Annotated in this window: 21 protein-coding genes; 13 read left to right on the top strand and 8 right to left on the bottom strand. The window is 70.9% G+C overall.

The window, feature by feature from the left end:
- Window positions 1–62: 62 nt before the first annotated feature.
- Together KFLA_RS09430 and KFLA_RS09425 are read right to left on the bottom strand one after the other, a co-directional pair.
- Window positions 63–254 (bottom strand): hypothetical protein, encoded by a 192-nt coding sequence (locus KFLA_RS09430; protein WP_012919557.1) that lies wholly within the window; start codon window positions 252–254, stop codon window positions 63–65.
- Window positions 255–280: 26 nt separating this feature from the next.
- A complete protein-coding gene (locus KFLA_RS09425) occupies window positions 281–472 on the bottom strand; it encodes a hypothetical protein (RefSeq protein ID WP_012919556.1) in 192 nt (63 codons plus the stop codon).
- Window positions 473–918: 446 nt separating this feature from the next.
- Here KFLA_RS09425 and KFLA_RS09420 point away from each other — a divergent pair, with 446 nt between their 5' ends.
- The gene (locus KFLA_RS09420) at window positions 919–1,785 is read left to right on the top strand and encodes a helix-turn-helix domain-containing protein (protein ID WP_012919555.1); all 867 of its coding nucleotides are present in this window, start codon (window positions 919–921) and stop codon (window positions 1,783–1,785) included.
- A gap of 13 nt (window positions 1,786–1,798) precedes the next feature.
- Here KFLA_RS09420 and KFLA_RS09415 read toward each other — a convergent pair whose 3' ends face one another.
- Window positions 1,799–2,425 carry a DUF2461 domain-containing protein gene (locus tag KFLA_RS09415; protein WP_012919554.1) on the bottom strand — a complete coding sequence of 209 codons (627 nt, stop codon included), beginning with the start codon at window positions 2,423–2,425 and terminating at the stop codon, window positions 1,799–1,801.
- A 54-nt stretch (window positions 2,426–2,479) separates the two neighbouring features.
- Entirely contained in the window at window positions 2,480–3,169 is a 690-nt protein-coding gene (locus KFLA_RS09410) for a GAF and ANTAR domain-containing protein (protein WP_012919553.1), read from the bottom strand.
- 160 nt (window positions 3,170–3,329) lie between these two features.
- Here KFLA_RS09410 and KFLA_RS09405 point away from each other — a divergent pair, with 160 nt between their 5' ends.
- The gene (locus KFLA_RS09405) at window positions 3,330–4,460 is read left to right on the top strand and encodes a MalY/PatB family protein (RefSeq protein ID WP_012919552.1); all 1,131 of its coding nucleotides are present in this window, start codon (window positions 3,330–3,332) and stop codon (window positions 4,458–4,460) included.
- Window positions 4,461–4,478: 18 nt separating this feature from the next.
- Here KFLA_RS09405 and KFLA_RS09400 read toward each other — a convergent pair whose 3' ends face one another.
- A complete protein-coding gene (locus tag KFLA_RS09400) occupies window positions 4,479–4,772 on the bottom strand; it encodes a hypothetical protein (RefSeq protein ID WP_012919551.1) in 294 nt (97 codons plus the stop codon).
- A gap of 334 nt (window positions 4,773–5,106) precedes the next feature.
- On the opposite strand from KFLA_RS09400, the gene KFLA_RS09395 reads away from it, so the two are divergent.
- The 8 genes from KFLA_RS09395 (at window position 5,107) to KFLA_RS09360 (ending at window position 14,175) form a co-directional block, all read left to right on the top strand.
- Complete coding sequence (locus tag KFLA_RS09395) at window positions 5,107–6,315, top strand: ROK family transcriptional regulator (protein WP_012919550.1); 1,209 nt, start codon at window positions 5,107–5,109, stop codon at window positions 6,313–6,315.
- Complete coding sequence (locus KFLA_RS09390) at window positions 6,312–7,235, top strand: carbohydrate ABC transporter permease (protein WP_012919549.1); 924 nt, start codon at window positions 6,312–6,314, stop codon at window positions 7,233–7,235. The genes KFLA_RS09395 and KFLA_RS09390 overlap by 4 nt, the downstream gene beginning before the upstream one ends.
- A complete protein-coding gene (locus KFLA_RS09385) occupies window positions 7,228–8,052 on the top strand; it encodes a carbohydrate ABC transporter permease (RefSeq protein ID WP_012919548.1) in 825 nt (274 codons plus the stop codon). Before KFLA_RS09390 ends, KFLA_RS09385 begins: the two co-directional genes overlap by 8 nt.
- Window positions 8,053–8,075: 23 nt before the next feature.
- Window positions 8,076–9,326, top strand: coding sequence for an ABC transporter substrate-binding protein (locus tag KFLA_RS09380; RefSeq protein WP_012919547.1), 1,251 nt, complete (start codon window positions 8,076–8,078; stop codon window positions 9,324–9,326).
- Between the two features lie 8 nt (window positions 9,327–9,334).
- A complete protein-coding gene (locus KFLA_RS09375) occupies window positions 9,335–10,492 on the top strand; it encodes a glycoside hydrolase family 15 protein (protein WP_012919546.1) in 1,158 nt (385 codons plus the stop codon).
- Complete coding sequence (locus tag KFLA_RS09370; protein WP_012919545.1) at window positions 10,492–12,663, top strand: glycoside hydrolase family 31 protein; 2,172 nt, start codon at window positions 10,492–10,494, stop codon at window positions 12,661–12,663. The genes KFLA_RS09375 and KFLA_RS09370 overlap by 1 nt, the downstream gene beginning before the upstream one ends.
- Window positions 12,664–12,742: 79 nt before the next feature.
- Complete coding sequence (locus KFLA_RS09365) at window positions 12,743–13,153, top strand: ArsR/SmtB family transcription factor (RefSeq protein ID WP_012919544.1); 411 nt, start codon at window positions 12,743–12,745, stop codon at window positions 13,151–13,153.
- Entirely contained in the window at window positions 13,150–14,175 is a 1,026-nt protein-coding gene (locus KFLA_RS09360) for a cation diffusion facilitator family transporter (protein ID WP_012919543.1), read from the top strand. Before KFLA_RS09365 ends, KFLA_RS09360 begins: the two co-directional genes overlap by 4 nt.
- Here KFLA_RS09360 and KFLA_RS09355 read toward each other — a convergent pair.
- Entirely contained in the window at window positions 14,151–14,660 is a 510-nt protein-coding gene (locus tag KFLA_RS09355) for a GNAT family N-acetyltransferase (RefSeq protein WP_012919542.1), read from the bottom strand. The genes KFLA_RS09360 and KFLA_RS09355 overlap by 25 nt on opposite strands.
- Before the next feature lie 114 nt (window positions 14,661–14,774).
- Here KFLA_RS09355 and KFLA_RS09350 point away from each other — a divergent pair, with 114 nt between their 5' ends.
- Complete coding sequence (locus tag KFLA_RS09350; RefSeq protein ID WP_012919541.1) at window positions 14,775–15,059, top strand: DUF1905 domain-containing protein; 285 nt, start codon at window positions 14,775–14,777, stop codon at window positions 15,057–15,059.
- 4 nt (window positions 15,060–15,063) lie between these two features.
- Here the strand turns inward: KFLA_RS09350 and KFLA_RS09345 are convergent, their stop codons facing one another.
- Complete coding sequence (locus KFLA_RS09345; protein ID WP_012919540.1) at window positions 15,064–16,662, bottom strand: ABC-F family ATP-binding cassette domain-containing protein; 1,599 nt, start codon at window positions 16,660–16,662, stop codon at window positions 15,064–15,066.
- A 197-nt stretch (window positions 16,663–16,859) separates the two neighbouring features.
- Here KFLA_RS09345 and KFLA_RS09340 point away from each other — a divergent pair, with 197 nt between their 5' ends.
- Window positions 16,860–17,117: an amphi-Trp domain-containing protein gene (locus KFLA_RS09340; protein ID WP_012919539.1), complete on the top strand. Its 258-nt coding sequence runs from the start codon at window positions 16,860–16,862 to the stop codon at window positions 17,115–17,117.
- Window positions 17,118–17,225: 108 nt separating this feature from the next.
- On the top strand, window positions 17,226–18,221 hold the full coding sequence (locus KFLA_RS09335) for a 2-dehydropantoate 2-reductase (protein ID WP_012919538.1): 996 nt from the start codon (window positions 17,226–17,228) through the stop codon (window positions 18,219–18,221).
- Here KFLA_RS09335 and idi read toward each other — a convergent pair.
- Entirely contained in the window at window positions 18,211–18,777 is a 567-nt protein-coding gene (gene idi / locus KFLA_RS09330) for an isopentenyl-diphosphate Delta-isomerase (protein ID WP_012919537.1), read from the bottom strand. The two genes, KFLA_RS09335 and idi, sit on opposite strands and share 11 nt — an antisense overlap.
- Between the last annotated feature and the right edge of the window lie 28 nt (window positions 18,778–18,805).

Genomic DNA, 18,805 nt, shown 5'->3' with positions numbered 1-18,805 from the left:
CGGACCCGATCACTGGTCCGTAGCGGTTGATCAGAGGATGCTGAGTACTGCTTTGTCCTGCTCTACTGCACGGTGAGCGGCCACAGCTGCTCGCTGCGCGGGAGCTCCGACGCACTACCGGGCCCAGCGGCGTTGTCCACCGTGATGCGCAGCCCGGTGAACTTGGGCGTCATCACCCGCTGGTACCGCGACGCCCGATCGGGCTCCGCGACGTACTCGGCGATCAGGTGGTCGCCCAACCAGATCCGCACCATTTTCCGGCCTCCTGCTCGATCGGTGTTCATGGAGTGAGGCTCACGATCGGGTCGCCGTCGAGGTGACGGACGCCGCGCAGCCAGCCCTCGAAGGCCCATCGCTGCTGCTCGGGGCAGCGCGCGACCAGATCCTGGATCTCCCGCTCGGTCAGCTCGCCGGGGGCACGGTCGCCGCGAGTGGCGCGGTGCTCGACGGGCTCGGCGTCGTGGTTGCTCATCGACTCGGGTTCCCCAACCAGTCATGCCGGCAGCGGACTGCCGGCGGGGCTTTGGACCGGCCTGCCGAATCACGCGATGTCACTTGACGCGAGATTCAGCTCACCTTCTGTGCATGAAGCAATCATGGCGTCGGCACGCTGCGAATGCAAGCGCCCGATGCACGTGCATTCGCACGTTTTACGTTTGTGACCTCCTGACGGGCCTTTCCACGCTCAGATCGGCTCCCGGCAGCCTTCGGCGGCCCGTTCGGGCGGCCGATCGTGGCGCGATAATGTCCTGACAAACCGGCGCTCCAGAAATCCGAGCGAGCCTGCCGTTCTCACGCTGGGTAGTGGCGTCGATCACGACCCCGACCCGTCACCCGCGCACCATCGACAGAACAGTCGGCCGTCGTGCGATGATTTGGGTCGGGCAGACAACGGCAGCTGGGGCGTCGGAGGTGGGAGTGACGGAGTCGGGCGCGCAGAGCGGGCCGACAGCGCTTCGCATCATTCTCGGCGCACACCTGCGCCGGATGCGTGAGGCGGCCGGCATCACCCGGGCCGACGCGGGCTGGGAGATCCGCTCCTCGGAGTCCAAGGTCAGCCGGATGGAGCTCGGCCGGGTCGGCTTCAAGGAGCGCGACGTCGCCGACCTGCTCCAGCTCTACGGCCTGGACGACGAGGAGGAACGCGAGCGGCTGCTCGCGCTCGCCCGGGACGCGAACAACCCCGGCTGGTGGCACCGCTTCGGCGACGTACTGCCCAGCTGGTTCCACTCCTACCTCGGGCTCGAGGCCGCGGCTCAGCTGATCCGTACCTACGAGCTGCAGTTCGTGCCCGGTCTGCTGCAGACCCAGGAGTACGTCCGGGCCGTCGTCCAGCTCGGTCGCGGGCTGATCCCGGCCGACGAGGTCGACCGGCGCGTCTCGCTGCGGATCAGCCGCCAGGAAGTCCTGAGCCGGCCGAACCCGGTCCGGCTCTGGGCGGTCGTCGACGAGTCGGCGCTGCGCCGGCCGATCGGCGGCGTGAAGGCGATGCGGATCCAGCTGGAGTCGTTGATCGAGGCGACCCACCTGCCGAACGTGACGCTGCAGGTGATGCCGTTCGCCGCCGGTGGGCACGCGGCGACCGGCGGCGCGTACAGCATCCTGCGGTTCCCCGAGCAGGACCTGCCGGACATCGTCTACATCGAGCACCTGACCAGCGCGCTGTACCTGGACAAGCTCGAGGACCTCGACCAGTACACGGCGACGATGGAGGCGCTCTGCGTCGCCGCTCCACCGCCGAACAAGACCCGCGACCTGATCGCGGACATCCTGAAGGACCTGTAGCCGGTCCGGCTGGTCAGCCGTTGGCGTCCAGCCAGTCGAGCAGCGGGGTGACCGCTCGCCAGTCGGCGCGGATCCGGTCGACCAGCTCCGCGCTGTGGATCACCGGCTCGAACCCGTACGAGCGGCCGACCGTCAGCGACTTGTGCCGGAGCAGATCGATGCGCGGGTGGTCGGCGTCGTACCCGCGGGGTGTGGTCTTCAGCTTGTCGCCGCCGACCGTCCAGCCGCTTGCGACCAGGTCGGCCAGCAACCGTTCGAGCTGCCGGCCCCGCCGGTCTTCCTCGATCGCGGTCCGGATCCGGCCGAGCCGGTCCGCGGCCGCCTCGTAGAACCCGGCGCCGACCCGCACGCCCGGCGCCGCCAGCTCGACGTACCGGCCGGTCGACGGGCCGGTCGGCACGAACGCGCCCTGGTGCGTCTTGTACGGCGTTTTGTCCTTGGCGAACCGGACGTCGCGGTGGGGGCGGAAGATCTTCGCCGGGCCGAACTCCGGCTCGAGCGCGGTCAGCAGCGCGGCCATCGGCGCCCGGACGGCCTGCTCGTAGACCTGCTTGTGCTCGGTCCAGAAGGTCTTGGTGTTGTCCATCTCGAGGTCGTCGTAGAAGTCCAGCGCGGCGACCGGGAACCCGGTGAAGCTCATGACGCCCCACCTTAGTCAGCGCCCACCGGACACCGGGATCGCGGCCCGCACGGCTCAGCCGGGCAGCCGCCGGGTCCGGATCAGCTCCTCGGCCACCGTGCGCAGCTTGACGTTGTTGTCCTGCGAGTACCGCCGCAGGATCGCGAACGCCCGGTCGGCGTCGACCGCGAACCGCTCCATCAGGATGCCCATCGCCTGACCGATCAGTTTGCGCGCGTCGACCGCCTCGACCAGGGTCTGCTGCTGCCGCGCGGCCGCCACCGCCACCGACGCGTGCCGGGCCAGGATGTGCGCGACCGCTTCGTCGTCGGCGTCGAACCCGTCCGCCTTGGTGCTGTGCAGACTGAGCACGCCCACGGTCCGGCCGCTGATCACCAGCGGCAGCTGCAGCACGCTGCGCAGGCCTTCGGTGCTGACCATCGCGGCCCAGGCCGGCCAGCGGTCGTCCTGCGCGGTGTCGGGGATCCGGACCGGCTTGCCCTGCTCCTGGGCGGCGATCAGCGGTCCCTCGCCCCGGTCGAGCTGGAACCGGTAGATCCGCTCGATCACCGGGTCGGTGACCGCGGCGATCTCGAGCCGGCCGTGGTTCAGCAGCGCGGCGCCGGCCTGGGCGCAGCCGACGGCGTCGAGCGCGAACGCCAGCACGGTGTCGATCGTCTCGGTGACACCGTCGGAGGCGTGCAGCTCGAGCGCGAGCTCGGCGAACTGATCCGCCGTGCCGCCGGTCGCGAGCTCGTCGGTCATCGCTGGTCCTCCCCGGAAATGCAGTGCTGCCGTGTGTCCGTCGGTGCATCCCTGACCCGCCCCACCAGCTCAGGAGCCCTCATTATGGGGGAGCCGCCGGGAAACGGGGTGTCGCCGGGAAACGCCGCGCCAGGACCGGTCGCGGCGTTAGGGTGCCGGGATGGTTCAGCTCTTCGTTCCCGGGCTCGAGGTCCTGCGGCAGCGGCGCAGCGAGAAGTGGTCGGGCCTCGGCCCGGCGACGATCGGCGCCACCGTCGCGGAGATGGACTTCGAGCTGGCCCCGCCGGTGGCGTCCGTGCTGCACGAGGCCGTCGCCCGCAGCGATCTCGGCTACGCGCACGAGGTGACTGCACGGTTGCGCGAGGCGTTCACCGGATTCGCCGAGCGCCGGCTCGGCTGGCGGGTCGATCCCGACCGGCTGGCACTGGTCCCCGAGGTGATGGTCGGGCTGGTCGAGCTGTGCCGGGTGCTCGCGCCGGGCGGCCGGATCGGCTTCGCGACCGCCGCGTACCCGCCGTTCCTGGAGCAGCTGCCGGCTGCCGGCTTCGAGATCCGTCGGCTTCCACTGCGCGCCGACGCCTCGTTCGACCTCGACCGGCTGGCGGCCGAGTTGCGCGACGGCCTGCGGGTGCTGATCCTGGCCAATCCGCACAACCCGACCGGCCGGGTCCTGCCGCGGGCGGAGCTGGAGCAGATCGCCGAGCTGTGCGCGCAGTACGACGCGTGGGTGCTGGCCGACGAGATCCATGCGCCGCTCGTCCTGCCCGGCGCCCGGCACGTGCCCTGGCTGGAGGTGTCGCCGGCGGCCCGCGAGCGCGGGATCGCGCTGACCTCGGCCTCCAAGGCTTTCAACCTGGCCGGGCTGAAGACGGCCTTGGTCGTCACCGCCTCCGACCGCGCCCAGGACGTCGTACGCCGGATGCCGTACGGCGCGGAGCAGGTCGGCCTGCTCGGGGTGATCGCGGCCGAGACCGCGTTCGCCGAGGGCGATCCGTGGCTGGACGCGCTGATCGACCAGCTCGACCGCAACCGCACCCTGATCGGCGAGAAGCTTCCGGCCGGGATCACCTGGTCACCACCGCAGGCGACGTACCTGGCCTGGCTGGACTGCGGCGGGCTCGGGCTCGGTCCGGACCCGGCGACGGTCTTCCGGGACCAGGCGTTGGTTGCCCTGAGCCCCGGTCAGGACTACGACCCGGCGGCTCGCGACCACGTCCGGCTGAACTTCGGCACCGGCACCGAGCTGCTCACCGAGATCCTGCGCCGGATGGAGTCCGTGCTGCCGGGCTGAGGTCGCGCCGGCGCGGGTTCAGGCGTCGACGCGCCGGTCGTGCAGGACCTTCAGCGCGATCGCGACCGCCAGGCTGAGCACGCCGGCGACGACGAAGGCCGTGACCAGAGTCGCGGAGCTGTCCAGCTTGCCGTCGCAGGCCATCGGCGTGATCCCGCCGGCCGGCGCGAACACCGAGCCGCAGTCCACCGCCCCGGCCGACACCGACCGGAAGCCGAGCGCCAGTCCGCCGAGCAGCAGCGCCACGCCGGCGATGCCGAGAATCTTGTTCAGCGTCGTCACGTTCGGTCCGACGCCGGTCTCCGCGGGCATGCCGACGGCACGGCCCGACTGCCCCGTAACACTTCGCTCACTCCTGACTTCGACCGACACCTCTTGAAACCTACGGTCAGCTGTCCGCCGATCCACCCCGACAGAGCCGTCAGCACCGAATCTTCACACAGTCCTTACTCAGGACAAACTCGGCCGTCACGATGGTCTCAGAGTCCGGCACAGGCGGTGACACTGGCACCCCGGTGCCGGCACCGGCCCCCGCGGCGAAGCAAGAGCGTCGCCCCGGCCTCGCCGCGAACGGTCTTGACAGGACTGCGGCGACCGGCTTACTTTCTCACTAAATTTAGTGCCGAAGTAAGTCGAAGGAGCGTCCGTGGCCCACTCGCCAGGCCCGATCCCCCGCGGTGACCTCGTCCCGTCGGGCATCGTCGGGCTGCTCGGCACTCAGGGCCCGACGGCCCGGACCGCCATCGCCCGGACCCTCGGGCTGAGCCCGGCCACGGTGACCCAGGTGACCAAGGACCTGATCGCGCGCGGGCTGATCGAGGAGCTCGAGTCGGTGCCGTCCAACGGCGGCCGCCCCGCGCGCCTGCTCGGGCTGGTGCAGGACGCGGGCGTCGCACTGGGCGCCAAGGTGACCGCCGACCACGTCGCGATCGTCACCGTCGAGCTCGACGGCACCGTGCGCTCGTCGGTCTCGCACGACTACGACCCGGGCGCGGACGACGCGCTCCCCCGCCTCGGCCGGATCCTCGCCCAGGAGGTCGCCGCACTCGACGACCGGCTGCTCGGGGTCGGCGTCGGCGTGCCGGGCTCGGTGGACTCGCAGGCCTCCGGCATCGTCGACGCGCCGACGCTGTCCTGGCAGGCGGCGCCGGTCGGCCCATCCCTGCGCGCGGCGATCGGCAGCCCGGTCCTGGTCGACAACGACGTGAACACGCTGGCCGCCGCGGAACGCCTGTACGGCATCGGCCGCGCCCACTCGTCGTACCTGGTGGTCACGATCGGGCGGGGCATCGGCTGCGGCATCGTCGTCGACGGCGGCATCTACCGCGGCGCGAACGGCGGCGCCGGCGAGATCGGCCACATCCCGGTCTGGCACGACGAGCAGGACCAGCTGCCCTGCACCTGCGGTTCCACCGGCTGCCTGGAGGCTCACGTCGGCGCGGCCGGCCTGTGCCGGACCGCCCGCGACCGCGGCGTGATCGGTCCGCGCGGCACGCTGCCGACCCTGCTCCGGGCCGCCGCCACCGGCGACGAGGCGGCCCGGCAGGTCTTCGCCGCAGCCGGCGCGATGCTCGGACGCGCGCTGGCCGGCGTGATCCACACGATCGACCCGGAGGTGGTCGTGCTGATGGGTGAAGGGGTGGACGGGTGGCAGTACTGGCAAACCGGCTTCGAGCCGTCGTTCCGGCGATCGTTGCTTCCGGCCCGCAAAGCGGTCCCGGTGGTGGTGGAGCCGTGGACGGAGGACCAGTGGGCCCGCGGCGCCGCGTCGCTGGTGCTGGCGTCGCCGTTCGACTCGGCCGGCACCGGCGGCGAGCAGAGCCGCCTGGTCCGGGTCAGGCTGGGCGCCCCGTGAAGCAGACAGCGCGCGACGGCGCACGCCGGACGACGGCCAACCGGCGGCCGCGGAGCTGGAAGAACCTCGGCTGGGTGCTGTTCTTCCTGCTGCCCAGCGCGATCCCGTTGTTCGTGTTCACGCTGGTCCCGATGGTCTCCTCGCTGTGGGTCAGCCTGCACCGGTGGAACCTGATCTCGCCGATGGAGTGGGTCGGCCTCGGCAACTACACGAACCTGCTGACCGACCCGATGACGCGGCGGGTCTTCCTGCACACGCTCGCCTACGTGGCCGGCTACCTGCCGATCGTGTACGCCGGCGGCCTGCTGCTCGCGCTCGCCCTGAACCAGAAGCTCAAGGGCCGGGCCTTCCTGCGGGCGACGTACTTCCTGCCGGTCGTGACCAGCTGGGTCGTCGTGGCCCTGGTCTGGAAGTGGCTGCTCAACCCGACCAACGGCCTGGTCAACCAGCTGCTCGGCGCCGTCGGTCTGCCCGAGCCCGGCTGGTGGACCGACCCGGCCTGGGCGCTGCCGGCCGTCATCCTGTCCTCGGCCTGGAAGGACCTCGGCTTCGTGATGGTGATCCTGCTGGCCGGGCTGCAGTCCGTTCCCGGCGACTACTACGAGGCCGCGAAGGTCGACGGGGCGAATGCCTGGCAGCGGTTCTGGCGGATCACCCTGCCGCTGCTGTCGCCGTCGACGTTCTTCGTGGTGGTGATCTCGCTGATCAACGGCTTCCAGGTCTTCGACCAGGTCTACGTGATGACCGGCGGCGGACCGGCCGGGTCGAGCCAGGTGGTGGTCGGGCAGATCTACGACCTGACCTTCCGCTACGGCCGCGCGGGCGAGGCGTCGGCGCTGTCCTGGCTGCTGTTCGCGCTGATCCTGGTGATCACCGTCGTGCAGATCCGCGGCCAGCGGAAGTGGGTGCACTATGCGTGACACCGGATCGCTGCCCGCCAGGCTCGCCCTGTACGCCGCGGTGCTGGTCGGCGCCGCGATCATGCTCTTCCCGTTCCTGTGGACGGTGATCACCTCGATCACGCCGGAGGGCTCGCTCGCGGACGGCCCGACCCTGGTCGTCGACGACCCGACGCTCGGCGCGTACCGGACGCTGGTGGACGCGCTGCCGATCTGGCGGATCGTGCTGAACTCACTGGGCGTCGCGATCGTGTCGACCGCGCTCCAGCTGGTCACCGGGTCGATGGCGGCGTACGGGTTCGCCCGGCTGAAGTTCCCGCTGAAGAACGTGGTCTTCGGGTTCTACCTGGCCACGCTGATGGTGCCGCTGCAGGTGCTGGTCGTGCCGCTGTTCATCGAGATGAAGACACTGAACCTGCAGGACACGTACTTCGCGCTGCTGGCGCCGACGATCGCCTCGGCGTTCGGGGTGTTCCTGCTCCGCCAGGCGGTCACCGCGGTACCGCTGGAGCTCGACGAGGCGGCCACCATCGACGGCGCCGGCCACCTGCGCATCTTCACCACGATCGTGCTGCCGCTGATCCGGCCGGCCCTGGCCACCGTCGCGGTGTTCGCGTTCATGGGCAGCTGGAACAGCTTCCTGTGGCCGCTGGTGGTGATCCGGTCGCCGGAGTTCATGACACTGCCGCTGGGCCTGTCCACCCTGCAGGGCCAGTTCACCACCCAGTGGGACGTCGTGATGGCGGGATCCGTCGTCTCGATCGTGCCGATCGCCGTCGTCTACCTGCTCGCGCAACGCCACATCATCGCCGGTGTCGCCCACACAGGCATCAAGTAGTCCTTATCAGGGAGGGAACCACCATGCGTTCACTGAAGACCGCGGCCGCTGCGGCCGCACTCGCCGTACTCCTGGCTGCCTGTGGTCAGGGGTCGGCGACCAAGGAGGCCGCGGCGCCGGAAGGCAAGAGCGTCGTGCGCTACATGAACTTCTCCGCCAACGACGGCCACGAGAAGGATCTGACCGCGATCGTCAACGCCTTCCAGGCCGCCAACCCGGACATCACCGTGCAGGTGGAGACGGTGCCGTACGCGACCTACTTCACGAAGCTGCAGACCGCGGTCGCCGGCGGCACCGCGGCCGACGCCTTCGAGCTGAACTACGAGAACTTCGTGACGTATGCGAAGAACGGCTCGCTGGCCGAGCTCAAGGACGTCGACTCCTCGGTCTACAAGAAGTCGCTGTACGAGGCGTTCAATGCCGACGGCTTGCAGTACGGCGTACCGGAGTCGTTCTCGAACGTCGTGCTGTTCTACAACAAGGCGCTGTTCAAGAAGGCCGGGGTGGCGGAGCCGACGCCCGAGTGGACCTGGAAGGACGAGCAGGCCGCGGCGCAGAAGCTGACCGACAAGGGCGCCAAGGTGTGGGGCGACTACCAGCCGGTGTCGTACAACGAGTTCTACAAGGTGCTCGCGCAGAACGGCGGCGAGTTCCTCAACGCCGACCGGACCGCGGCGACCTTCAACTCTCCGCAAGGCGTCGAGGCGGCCAAGTTCCTGATCGGCAAGGTCGGCACGACGATGCCGACCGAGGCCGACGGCGCCGGCACGCCGGACTTCGACTCGAAGCTGTTCAAGTCCGGCAAGCTGGCGATGTGGCACACCGGGATCTGGATGTTCAGCGCGATGGCCGACGCGCCGTTCGACTGGGACGTCGTGGTGGAGCCGGGCAACACCCGGAAGGCGTCGGCGATGTTCGTCAACGGCCTGGTGGTGTCGGCGGCCTCGAAGAACGCCGCCGCCGCGCAGAAGTGGATCACCTTCCTGGCCGCGTCCGACGAGACCACCAAGACCCGGCTGGCGAGCTCGTGGGAGCTGCCGCCGGTGGCCGACGAGGCCAAGCTCGCGCCGTACCTGGAGCAGAAGAAGCCGGCCAACCGCAAAGCCGTCTTCAGCGCGCTGGAGGAGACCGTGCTGCCGCCGGTGATCGAGCGGCAGCAGGAGATGCAGGACATCGTCACCACCGAGCTGACCTCGGCGGCGGCCGGCCGGAAGCCGGTCGAGAAGGCGCTGGCCGATGCCCAGACCAAGGTCAACGGTCTGCTGAAGAAGTGAAGGAGCCGATGACCACCTCCGCCCGGGACACCGGCCTCGACAGCCACGAGCTCGCCCGTCTGCACGAGCTCGCCCGGCACAGTCACGCCGTCATCACCCGTCACCAGGACGCCGGCGGGGCGTATCCCGCCGCACCGACCTTCTCGGCGTACCGGGGCTATGCCTGGCTGCGGGACGGCTCGTTCACCGCCGAAGGCATTTCCCGGTACGGCGACGTGGCGTCCGCCGGGCGGTTCCACGACTGGGTGGACGGCGTACTGCGCAGACGCCGCGGGCAGGTCGACGACCTGCTCGCGGCGGTCGACCGGGGCGAGGTCCCGTCGAACGAGGGCATGCTGCCGACCCGGTTCACCTTCGACGGCAACGACGGGTCGGACCCGTGGTGGGACTTCCAGACCGACGGCTACGGCATGTGGCTGTGGTCGGTGGTCACCCACGCGGCGCGGCACGGGCTGGACCTGGAGCGCTGGCGGGCCGGTATCGACGTCGCCGTCGACTACCTGCTCGCCTTCTGGGACCGGCCTTGCTACGACTGGTGGGAGGAGCACGTCGAGCATCGGCACGTGTCCACGCTCGGCGCGATCCACGGCGGACTGGTCGCGGTCGGTACCTGCGCGGCCTTGCGGTCGGCGCCCTGGTCGGCGGCGACGCTGCAGGTGGCGGCCCGGATCCGCTCGCTGGTGAGCGCCGAGGGCGTTGTCGACGGGCACCTGGTGAAGTGGCTCGGCAGCTCGGCCGTCGACGGGTCGCTGCCGGCGTGCGTCGTTCCGTTCGGTCTGGTGCCGCCGGACGACGACGTGGCCGCGATGACCCGGGCCGCGGTGGCCAAGGACCTGGACGTCGACGGCGGGGTGCACCGGTTCGCGGCGGACGTGTTCTACGGGGGTGGGCAGTGGATTCTGCTGTCCGCGCTGCTCGGGTGGAACCTGGCCGCCGCGGGTGACACCGCCGGTGCTCTGCGACATCTGCGGTGGATCGCCGACCAGGCGGACGCCGACGGTGACCTGCCGGAGCAGGTCCCGCACCATCTGCTGCACCCCGGGTCCCGCGCGGAGTGGGTCGCGCGCTGGGGCACGGTGGCCACTCCGCTGTTGTGGTCGCACGGCATGTACCTGATCCTCGCCGACGAGCTCGGCCTTCTCCCTCCCGCCGCCAAGGACGCCTGATGATCAAGCACCGCCCGCACGGTATCGAGCACCCGTACGCCGTCTCCCCCGACCAGCGGGTGCCCGTTCTCCCCCTCGCCGGCGAACCGGTCCTGCTCGGCGTCGTCGCGCCGGAGGCCGACCGGGTCGTCTGCGAGTGGGGCACGCTCGAGCTCCCGCTGTCCGCAACCAGCGCGGCCGCCGCCGACGCCGCCGCCCTGGCCGGCGGCGAAGGCCACCTCAGCGAGGCTCAGGCCAAGTCCTTGGGCGCCGACGGCGCCTGGTCCGTCCAAACTCCACCCCTCGCCGAACCAGTCAAGTACCGCTTCCACGCACACCGTGGTGGGGCAGCCGAGAGCACGGAGTGGTTCGAGGTGTCGCCGGCGGTGTGGACTGCTGACGGTGTGGGTGAAGTGCGGGGCGGTGGCGAGCGGGTCCGAGGAGTCGAGTGGCTGGTCTCGTCCCAAGGGGTACATCGCGGGCGTTTCCGGTTGCAGCTGCAGGACGGGGATCGGCTGGTCGGGTTCGGGGAGCGGTACGACGCCCTGGACCAGCGGGGGCGGGAGCTGGATGCGGTGGTCTTCGAGCAGTACAAGGCCCAAGGCGTGCACGGGCGGACGTACCTGCCGATGCCGTTCGCGCACGTGGTCGGTGCCGACGGCAACGGATGGGGCTTCCACGTCCGCACCTCACGCCGTACCTGGTACTCGTCCGCGGGCAACGAACTGACCGTCGAGGTCGCGCTCGGCGACGAGCCGGTGGTGGACCTGGCGATCTACGAAGGTGACCCGGCCACCGTGCTCACCGGGTTCCTCGACGAGGTCGGCCGGGCGGAGGAGCTGCCCGGCTGGGTCTTCCGCTTGTGGGCCTCCGGCAACGAGTGGAACACCCAGCAGCTGGTGACGGCCCGGATGGACACCCACCGCGACCTGGCGATCCCGGTCGGCGCGGTGGTGATCGAGGCCTGGAGCGACGAGCAGGGCATCACGATCTGGCGCGACGCGGTGTACGCCGTGACCGAGGACGGCAGCGCGCACCGCGCCGAGGACTTCAGCTACCGCCCGGACGGCGCCTGGCCGGACCCGAAGGCGATGATCGACGAGCTGCACGCCCGCGGCATCAAGGTGATCCTCTGGCAGATCCCGCTGCAGAAGACCGAGTTCTCCACCGGGCAGGTCGCCGCCGACGCCGCCGCGATGGTGCGCGACGGGCACGCCGTGCTGGAAGCCGACGGTACGGCGTACCGCAACCGCGGCTGGTGGTTCCCGCAGGCGCTGATGCCCGACCTGTCGGTGCAGCGGACCCGTGACTGGTGGACCGAGAAGCGGCGCTACCTGGTCGAGCACTTCGACGTCGACGGATTCAAGACCGACGGCGGCGAGCACGCCTGGGGCCACGACCTGGTCTACGCCGACGGGCGCAAGGGGGACGAGGGCAACAACCTGTACCCGGTGCACTACGCGCGCGCCTTCGGCGACCTGCTCCGGTCGGCGGGCAAGGCGCCGGTGACGTTCTCGCGGGCCGGATTCACCGGTTCGCAGGCGCACGGCATCTTCTGGGCCGGCGACGAGGACTCCACCTGGCAGGCCTTCCGGTCGTCGGTCACCGCCGGACTGACCGCGGCCTCGTGCGGCATCGTCTACTGGGGCTGGGACCTCGCCGGCTTCTCCGGGCCGGTACCCGACGCCGAGCTCTACCTGCGGGCGGCGGCCGCGTCGGCGTTCATGCCGATCATGCAGTACCACTCGGAGTTCAACCACCATCAGCTTCCGCTCCGCGACAGGACGCCGTGGCACGTCGCCGAGACCACCGGTGACGACCGCGTGGTACCACTGTTCCGGCGGTTCGCGACGCTGCGCGAAAGCCTGGTTCCCTACCTGACCGAGCAGGCCGCACGCACGATCGCCACCGACCGCCCGTTGATGCGCCCGCTGTTCTTCGACCACGAGAACGACCCGGAGATCTGGAACCACCCGTACCAGTACCTGCTCGGCGACGAGCTGCTGATCAACCCCGTGCTCGAACCGGGCGCGACGACCTGGACCACCTATCTGCCCGCCGGCGAGTGGATCGACGTCTGGACCGGGGACCGGGTGCCCTCCGGCCTGGTCACACGCGACGTACCGCTCGAGGTCGTGCCCGTGTACTGCCGCGCTTCCCGCTGGTCCGAGCTGCAGCCCGTCTTCAGCTGAGCCCCCGGGCTCCGGGGGGTGACACACCGGACACCCCGGGAACTGGCCAGGACCGGTACGCCTCGCCTATTGTCGACGTATGAACAGTTCTGCAGATGTGCAGTCTGCCGGTGCGGGTGACGCCTGCACCGTCCGGCTGGTCGACCCCGAGCGGGTGGCGGCCGTGCATGCCAGGATGCCGTCCGAGCAGGACGTCGTCGACACGGCGGACGTGTTCGGGCTGCTCGGCGACCCGCGGCGGCTCAAGCTGCTGGTCGCGCTGCTCGAAGGCGAACTGTGCGTCTGTGACCTCGCCGCGGTGACCGGGATGAGCGAGTCGGCGACGTCGCACGCGCTCCGGCTGCTGCGCGCGCACCGGGTGGTCTCGGTCCGCCGCGACGGCCGGATGGCCTACTACCGGCTCGACGACGCGCACGTCCGGATGCTCGTCGACCTGGCTGTCGCGCACACCGAGCACACCGACGCCATCCACCCCGAGCGCACCGCATGACCAGGCACAGCCCGGAGCCGGTGGAGGCCGCCCGCCCCGCGACAGCCGTCGGTACGGCGGAGGACCTGCGGCACGGGCACGGTCATGGTCACGGGCACGGAGTCAGCGCCGACGCGGACCGGCGGCTGCTGAGCGGTGCGCTGGCGCTGATCGTCGGGTTCATGGCCGCCGAGGTGGTGGTCGGCTTCGCGGCCGGGTCGCTGGCGCTGATCACCGACGCGGCCCACATGCTCACCGACGCGATCGCGATCGCGCTGGCCCTGATCGCGATCCGGCTGGCCGCGCGGCCGCCGGCCGGTGGCTTCACCTTCGGTTTCAAGCGGGTCGAGATCCTGTCCGCCCAGGCGAACGGCATCACCCTGCTGCTGCTGGCCGCGTTTTTCGTCTACGAGTCGGTCGAGCGGCTGATCCACCCGCCCGAGGTCGAGGGCGGCCTGGTCCTGGTCACCGGGGTGGTCGGCATCTTCGTCAACCTCGCCGCCACCTGGCTGATCAGCCGGGCGAACCGCACCAGCCTGAACGTCGAAGGCGCCTACCAACACATCCTGAACGACCTGTTCGCCTTCATCGCCACCGCGGCCGCCGGCCTGGTCGTGCTGCTCACCGGCTTCACCCGGGCGGACCCGATCGCCGCGCTGATCGTGGCGGCGCTGATGCTCAAGGCCGGCCTCGGCCTGGTCCGCGACTCCGGCCGGATCTTCCTGGAGGCCGCGCCGGCCGGACTGGACCCGGCAGCGCTGGGCAAGGAGCTGTGCTGCATCCCCGGTGTGGTGGAGGTGCACGACCTGCACGTCTGGCAGATCACCTCGGGCGAGCCGGCCGCGTCCGCGCACGTCCTGGTCCGCGAAGGGCTCGACTGCCACCTGATCCGCGGCCAGATCGAGACCCTGCTGGCCGAGCGGCACCACCTGACCCACTCGACGCTGCAGGTCGACCACGCCTCAGGTGAAGCGCCGGAGCTGCACTGCAGCGACTCGCACGGCGCCGTTCACCGCGGTCACACCCGCCGGGCCAGCAGCTGACCCGGCCACACCGACCCCTTGACCGGTACGCCGAACGACTCGGTCCGGGTGAAGCCCTGCTTCTCGTAGTACCGGACGAGTGCTCCGTCGCCGCCGGCGAAGCAGTCGACCCGGACCAGCCCGACCCCGGCCTGCCGGGCGAGCACCAGCGCGTGGTCGAGCAGTTCGGTGCCGATCCCGCTGCCCTTGGCCGCCCGGTCGGTGACCAGCAACCGGACGTACAGCTCCGGCTCGGTCGCCGCCGGGACGTACGGCATCGCCGCGCCGACGGCCAGTGCCCCGACGACAGCGCCGTCACGCTCGGCGATCCAGAGTCCGCCGTCGGCCGCGAAGCCGGTGATCTGCTCGACCCGCCGGGGGTTCGTGGAGTGCGGCTCGGTCCCCCACTGGTCGGTGCGGCCGATCGCGACGAGCCACTCGGTCGCGCCGTCCAGCAGAGCCAGAACCGCCGGTACGTCGTGCAGGTGCCCCGCCCGGATCGTCACCGGTCCATCCTGCCACCCGGCGACGGCGCGAGAATGGTGACCGCGGGATGTCGAAAAGCCGGCGGCGGCTTCTACCTCCGGGTGACAGCACCCCCCGCACGAGGAGGAACCACGATGACCAGCAAGGCCGGCACGTTGGACCAGAAGTTCACCGCAACCCTGCAGAAGAGCGACGCCAAGGGCGGCTGGACGTACGTCGTGATGCCCGGCTCGGCCGAGTTCTTCGGGACCCGGGGCCTGGTCAAGGTCCGCGGCACGATGGACGGGCACCCGTTCTCCAGCTCGTTCATGGCGCTCGGCGACGGCACTCACAAGCTGCCGGTCAAGGCCGACCTGCGGGACCGCCTCGGCAAGGCCCCCGGGGACGAGATCACCGTGCACCTGCTCGAGCGCCTCTGACTGCTCAGGCCAGCGAGACCAGCTCGAGGTAGTCGTCGGTCCACAGGTCCTCGGTCGCGTCCGGGAGCAGCAGCACCCGGTCGGGCCGCAGCGCCTCGATCGCGCCCTCGTCGTGGGTGACCATCACGATCGCTCCCGGATAGTTGCCGACCGCACCGAGAACCTCGTCCCGCGAAGCCGGGTCGAGGTTGTTGGTGGGCTCGTCCAGGAGCAGCACGTTGGCCCCCGAGTGCACCAGCCCGGCCAGGGCCAGCCGGGTCTTTTCGCCACCGGACAGCACGTGCGCCGGCTTGTCCGCGTCGTCCCCGCTGAACAGGAACGAGCCGAGCACGCCACGCACCTCGCCGTCGGTGAGCTGCGGCGCGACGGACGCCAGGTTCTGCCGCACGGTGCCGGCCAGGTCCAGCGTGTCGTGCTCCTGCGCGAAGTAGCCCAGCCGGAGGCCGTGACCGGGGATGACCCGGCCGCTGTCCGGCTGCTCGTGCCCGGCGAGGATGCGCAGCAGCGTGGTCTTGCCGGCGCCGTTCAACCCGAGGATGACCAGCCGGCTCCCTCGGTCCACCGCCAGGTCCACGCCGCGCAGTACCTCCAGGCCGCCGTACGACTTGGTCAGGCCGCTCGCGCTCAACGGGGTCCGGCCCGACGGCGCCGGCTCGGGCAGGCGGATGCGCGCCACCTTTGCGGACCGGCGTACCGGCTCCAGGTCGGCGAGCAGCTTGTCGGCCCGGCGAGCCATGTTGCGGGCGCCGACCGCGGTCTTCGCCCCGGCCTGCATCTTCGCCGCCTGCGCGTGCAGCACCGCCGCCTTGCGCTCGGCCGTACTGCGTTCCCGGGCGCGCCGCCGCTCGTCGGTCTCCAGTTGCGCGAGGTACTTCGACCAGCCCATGGTGTGCAGGTCGATCGTCCGCCGCTGCGGGTCGAGGTGGAACACCCGGTTGACCGTCGCGGCGAGCAGTTCGCGGTCGTGGCTGATCACCACCAGCCCGCCCGGATAGCCCAGCAGGAACGTGCGCAGCCAGCCGACGGAGTCGGCGTCGAGGTGGTTGGTCGGCTCGTCAAGCAGCAGGGTGTCGTGCTCGGCGAACAGGATCCGGGCCAGCTCGACCCGGCGGCGCTGACCACCGGAGAGCTGACCGATCGGCTGGTCGAGGGCACGGACCGGCAACCCGACGCCTGCCGCGAGCCGTCCCGCCTCCGCCTCGGCCGCATAGCCGCCAGCGGCCTGGAACTGCGCTTCCGCCCGCGCGTACGCCGCCATCGCGCGCTCCTGCGCGGCCCCGGTCGCCGACGCCATCGCCGCCTCGGCCCGGCGCAGCCGCTGGACGACGACGTCCAGGCCGCGCGCGGACAGGATCCGGGCGGTGACGGTCATCGCGGGGTCGGCGGCTCGCGGGTCCTGCGGCAGGTAGCCGACCGAGCCGATGCTGCTGATCGTGCCGGCGGCGGGGCGTTCCTGGCCGGCCAGGGCTTTCAGCAGGGTGGTCTTGCCGGCTCCGTTGCGGCCGACGAGGCCGATCTTGTCGCCCGGGCCGATGTGGAAGGACAGGTCCGACAGCAGCAGCTGGGCGCCGGCACGGACGTCGACACCACGCACGGTGATCATGTTGATGGTTACTCTCTGTGAAGACTTGCGGACACACTTCGGGTACGGAAGCGGGTCGCGCAGCTAGACACAGAGGCAAGTAGCCATGGCCTCACGGTAGGACACCAGGGTCCGGCCCGCACCGGATTTTCCGGCGGACCCGGATTTCGGCCCGCGGCGACGGCCCGGTCGCCCGGTCGGCTGCCAGGATGGGCGGCATGAGTGAGAGAGATGTCGAACGCACGTACTCGGTCGAGGACTTCGCGGCCAAGCTCCGCCGGCTGGCCGACGCGCTGGAGGCCGGCAAGCCGTTCCGGATCCAGATCGCCGGTGAGCGGTTCACGGTGCCGAGGAACGCGCAGATCAGCGTCGAGCACGAGCGGGGCGACGACGAGGAAGAGGTCGAGTTCCAGCTGAAGTGGAAGCTCGCCGACGCCGAGGCCGCCGCCCCCGAGACCGACGACGCCGAGGTCTGATCCCCCACCACCCCACCGCCTGACCGCCCCGCGCGGTCAGGCGGTTTCCGTGTCCGGCCGCAACCGGTGGTCCCCCATACTGCAGCTGGGAGCCGAGGGGAGAGCAGGATGACGATCGCGGTGTACGGCGCCGGCGGGATCGGGTGCTACGTCGGTGGGCGGCTGGTGGCCGGTGGCGCGGACGTCGTGCTCGTCGGGCGGCAGCGGGTCGCCGACGAGGTCGCTGAGCACGGGCTGCACCTGACCGACTACCGAGGTGCCGACCTCCGGGTCACCGACGTACGTTTCGAGACGATCCCGGCCGCGGCTGCCGAGGCCGACCTGGTGCTGGTGACGGTGAAGTCGGCCGCCACCGACACCGCGGCCGCCGAACTGGCCGAGGTGCTGGAGCCCGGCACAGTCGTGGTCAGCTTCCAGAACGGCATCCGCAACGGCGACCTGCTGCGCGAGCGGCTGCCGGAGCAGCTCGTGCTCACCGGCATGGTGCCGTTCAACGTGCTCACCAAGGGCGGTGGCGCTTTCCACCAGGGCACCGAAGGCGGGCTCGACGTCCAGCAGCACGCGGCGATCGCGCCGTACGTGGAGGTGTTCGAGCGGGCCGGGCTGCCGCTGACCCAGCACGCGGACATCCTGCCGGTGCAGTGGGCGAAGCTCCTGCTCAACCTGAACAACCCGGTCAACGCGCTGTCCGACCTGCCGTTGCGCGACCAGTTGTCGCAGCGTGCCTACCGCCGCTGCCTGGCGGCCGCGCAGACCGAGACCCTCGAACTTCTTGCTCTGCAAGGGATCAAGCCGGCACAGCTGATGGCGCTGCCGCCGCACCGGATCCCCACGGTGCTGCGGCTGCCCGACCTCCTGTTCCGTCGGGTGGCCGCGAAGATGCTGGCCATCGACCCGCACGCCCGGAGCTCGCTGTGGGAGGACCTGCAGGCCGGACGGCGTACCGAGATCGACTACCTGAACGGCGAAGTCGTCCGGCTCGCCGAGTCCCTGGGGCGGGCGGCGCCGGTCAACAGCAGACTCGTCGCGCTGATCCGGCAGGCCCAGGCCGGGCCGCGGCGAGCCTGGACCGGCGAGCAGCTCTACCGCGAACTCAGGCCTTAGCGGCCGGGGGAAGCAGTTCGGGATCGGCGACCGGCCAGTCGGCGGGCGTCGGGCCGAGGCCGGACAACGCGGCCAGCTGCAGCTCGCACCAGGGTGACAGCCCCGGGCGGGCGCCGACCTGCGACCACTCCACCCACTCGTACGCCGCGACCTCGGCCGGGTCCGGCGACGGATCCCCCGACCACCGCACCCGGTAGACCGGGCAGAGCTCGTTCTCGACGATGCCGGCCGGCATCTCCGCGCGGTACCGGAACTCCGGCAGCACCAGCTCGACGTCGTCCGGTACGACGCCCAGCTCGTCGCCGAGCCGGCGGCGGACCGCGTCGGCCAGCGGTTCGCCCGGCAACGGATGCCCGCAGCAACTGTTCGTCCAGACACCCGGCCAGGTGGTCTTCGAGTGCGCCCGCTGGGTCAGCAGCAACCGGTCCTGCCGGTCGAGCACGTAGCTGGAGAACGCCAGATGCAGGGGCGTCGACCGGTGGTGCACCGTCGCCTTGTCCTGGCTGCCGATCGCCCGGCCCGCCTCGTCCACCAGGACGACCTTCTCCGTCTCCACCAGGCAGAGCCTAGCCCGGTGCTGTTAG

The sequence above is a fragment of the Kribbella flavida DSM 17836 genome (genome assembly GCF_000024345.1).
Lineage (GTDB): Bacteria > Actinomycetota > Actinomycetes > Propionibacteriales > Kribbellaceae > Kribbella > Kribbella flavida.
This window is presented reverse-complemented; position numbering and strand designations above follow the sequence as displayed.

Coding starts and splice junctions, on each gene's coding strand:
- KFLA_RS09430 (WP_012919557.1), bottom strand. CDS start 254: ATGGTGCGGATCTGGTTGGGCGACCACCTGATCGCCGAGTACGTCGCG.
- KFLA_RS09425 (WP_012919556.1), bottom strand. CDS start 472: ATGAGCAACCACGACGCCGAGCCCGTCGAGCACCGCGCCACTCGCGGC.
- KFLA_RS09415 (WP_012919554.1), bottom strand. CDS start 2,425: ATGAGCTTCACCGGGTTCCCGGTCGCCGCGCTGGACTTCTACGACGAC.
- KFLA_RS09410 (WP_012919553.1), bottom strand. CDS start 3,169: ATGACCGACGAGCTCGCGACCGGCGGCACGGCGGATCAGTTCGCCGAG.
- KFLA_RS09405 (WP_012919552.1), top strand. CDS start 3,330: ATGGTTCAGCTCTTCGTTCCCGGGCTCGAGGTCCTGCGGCAGCGGCGC.
- KFLA_RS09400 (WP_012919551.1), bottom strand. CDS start 4,772: ATGCCCGCGGAGACCGGCGTCGGACCGAACGTGACGACGCTGAACAAG.
- KFLA_RS09385 (WP_012919548.1), top strand. CDS start 7,228: ATGCGTGACACCGGATCGCTGCCCGCCAGGCTCGCCCTGTACGCCGCG.
- KFLA_RS09380 (WP_012919547.1), top strand. CDS start 8,076: ATGCGTTCACTGAAGACCGCGGCCGCTGCGGCCGCACTCGCCGTACTC.
- KFLA_RS09375 (WP_012919546.1), top strand. CDS start 9,335: ATGACCACCTCCGCCCGGGACACCGGCCTCGACAGCCACGAGCTCGCC.
- KFLA_RS09370 (WP_012919545.1), top strand. CDS start 10,492: ATGATCAAGCACCGCCCGCACGGTATCGAGCACCCGTACGCCGTCTCC.
- KFLA_RS09365 (WP_012919544.1), top strand. CDS start 12,743: ATGAACAGTTCTGCAGATGTGCAGTCTGCCGGTGCGGGTGACGCCTGC.
- KFLA_RS09360 (WP_012919543.1), top strand. CDS start 13,150: ATGACCAGGCACAGCCCGGAGCCGGTGGAGGCCGCCCGCCCCGCGACA.
- KFLA_RS09350 (WP_012919541.1), top strand. CDS start 14,775: ATGACCAGCAAGGCCGGCACGTTGGACCAGAAGTTCACCGCAACCCTG.
- KFLA_RS09345 (WP_012919540.1), bottom strand. CDS start 16,662: ATGATCACCGTGCGTGGTGTCGACGTCCGTGCCGGCGCCCAGCTGCTG.
- KFLA_RS09340 (WP_012919539.1), top strand. CDS start 16,860: ATGAGTGAGAGAGATGTCGAACGCACGTACTCGGTCGAGGACTTCGCG.
- KFLA_RS09335 (WP_012919538.1), top strand. CDS start 17,226: ATGACGATCGCGGTGTACGGCGCCGGCGGGATCGGGTGCTACGTCGGT.